Genomic DNA, 1,790 nt, shown 5'->3' on the forward strand with positions numbered 1-1,790 from the left:
TTCATATACCAAATTCCCCACTTCCATACTAGATGCGAGTTGCTTTATAGAATAGTTGCTTTGCAAATCGACGTCGCCGACTTCCACGTGGAAAAAGTCGTAATGCTAAAGATTCTTTCTTTCCATTAGCACTGTTCAACACCATCATCAATAACTGCTCAAAAAACTCACTCCTTTTCGCATAGTGCCAAAAGAGATATGCAAAATCAGAATCGAGTACATCCCAAGGTTTCTCAAATCCAGCATAATGCATGATATGAGGATCCTTTCGAGCTTGGATATACGCATCATAAAGTGAATATGGACCATCTTCAATGGTTTGCATTCTGGTGTGGTTACAATCCACTACGGTGTTCCATCGCATATCCAATACCTGATAGCGTCCTCTACACTCCTTGTTCAACAAATCCTGATCATTAAATCGGTATCTACGCTCTCCTACCAATTCGATCCATTGATCTACAGAATGAAATGAGCGCATTGCTTTCAAGTCAATAACTAAAACACCTGCTTGAAAATAGGGGTCTCCCTCTTGCAATCCCAGAACATCTTGTAAATATGACTTCAAACTGAGATCCTTCCCCATTGCAAGGCTGGAAATCTCTGGGTCAATTGTCGCCGCTAATATATTTCCATTCATTTCCGTATCGTACAACTTGCCTACATCATCCAGAATCACTGTATCACAATCCAGATAGAGTACTTTTTCATAATCTGGAAGGATGTCAGCCATAAGGAATCGGTAATACGTCTCTATCGTAATATGATCTGTTGGATTCTTTTGTAGAGCTCTCTTCCCAATTAAGATTCTGGGGTTGAAAAATCGTAGGTGCACTTGAGGATACTGCTTACAAGTCAGTTCAAGCCTCTGTTTTGAATCCTCTGATAAATCCGATTCCAGTACTATAATATCATAGGACCGATTTCTATCAATATTCTCGAGCAGTGAGGTTATACATACCCCCAAGGCGGGGGCAAAGCGTTTATTCGAGGCAAACACGACAGGGACAGCAGAATCCTTCCATACTGAAAGATATCTGGGGACTTCAGCATGTTTGAATTTGACAGTAGCACAATGCTTAACTTCCAGAGAAGGAGAGCCTGCTATATATACCTGGAATAGCAATACATAGAGATGTTTGAATGACTGTAACCGTGTCTTGGAAAGCTTAGATAGGTCCAGTTCAGAAAAAAAGGCGTGGCATACTGATTCTACAAACGTTATGAACTCCACGAAACGCGTTTGTTTCAAAACAGCGACTATAGAAGGCAGATATAGTTTTTGCTCCATACTGTAGGTTGCTGAGTCTGTATAGGCTGGATAGTGTTCCTTGATCATTGCAAGCAAACGATCTAAATCCTGACCATTTACATTGCACTCATTTTTTAAATGGGCTCTTAGACTTGTTGGAATACGTAAAGACTCCTGGCATAATACATCTGCTTGCCCTATGACTTGGCAATATAAATCTGGATTATCAATTCTATACGCACTTACTGTTTCTGGTGCAATGAACTCTTCATGATATAATTTGGATTCTTTCTCACCCGCCACAAGGTAAGTATTATCCATGAAAAGTCCAATGTGTGTTTTCTCCGGAAGGTCAGAAGAAAAAAGTGGGGTGTAACAGATATCTTTATATAACTGCACAGGTATTGCATGATAATCATCAGATGGGAGAAGCGTAGAAGAAACGTCACATATGACCGAAATTGAAATTGACAAGGTACAACCTCTCTGTATGCCTTCTTTTGGCATGTAGGGATGCTTTTAGTACATGATATCACAC

1 protein-coding gene is annotated in these 1,790 nt (G+C 40.1%); it reads right to left on the bottom strand.

Annotated elements, in window-relative coordinates; translation table 11 throughout:
- Window positions 1-28 precede the first annotated feature (28 nt).
- Window positions 29-1,759: a glycosyltransferase family 8 protein gene (locus JF818_RS00450; RefSeq protein ID WP_198890034.1), complete on the bottom strand. Its 1,731-nt coding sequence runs from the start codon at window positions 1,757-1,759 to the stop codon at window positions 29-31.
- Window positions 1,760-1,790: the final 31 nt, after the last annotated feature.

Source organism: Sphaerochaeta sp. S2 (genome assembly GCF_016406725.1).
Lineage (GTDB): Bacteria > Spirochaetota > Spirochaetia > Sphaerochaetales > Sphaerochaetaceae > Sphaerochaeta.